Origin of the sequence: Streptomyces sp. DH12 (assembly GCF_020873895.1) — a bacterium.
Lineage (GTDB): Bacteria > Actinomycetota > Actinomycetes > Streptomycetales > Streptomycetaceae > Streptomyces.
This window is the reverse complement of sequence record NZ_JAHWGT010001331.1, coordinates 1-423: the sequence shown is the minus strand read 5'-3', so window position 1 is coordinate 423 and position 423 is coordinate 1. Positions and strand designations below refer to the sequence as shown.

Below are 423 nucleotides of genomic sequence, written 5' to 3'. Positions count from 1 at the left end.
CGACTGCCGTTGCTCCGGGCGCCTTCTCGATGGCTCAGGCGGGCTGACCGCCGTGACGGATCTGGTGACGTGGGCCGAGCTGGGCGGTTCGCTCGCTGCGATAGGCGGCGCCGCCTACGCTCGGCACGCCCACCCGGCGGCGTACTGGTCCACGGTCGGGCTGCCGCTCTCGGTGGCCCGGCTGTTGGCCTCGTACTCCTCGACCATGGACGCCTGCGGCCTGACCGTCGAGCCGTCCCGGTGGCGGGCGCTGGCCGTCCGGGCGACCACCCGCCGTGAGGTCCGGCCGGTGCCTCCTCGTCGGGGCGTCATCCGTCCCACCACGACCGGCCTGCGCATGCGGCTGCGGCTGGCTCCGGGGCAGGAGCCGGCGGACGTGGCGGCCTCCGCCGAACGCCTCCGGCACGCCTGGGGCGTCCATGC

General features: G+C 75.9%; 1 pseudogene. It reads left to right on the top strand.

From position 1 onward, the window contains the following. Positions 1-52 precede the first annotated feature (52 nt). A pseudogene (locus tag LPA54_RS39940) lies at positions 53-423 on the top strand (conjugal transfer protein TraS); the annotation flags it as partial.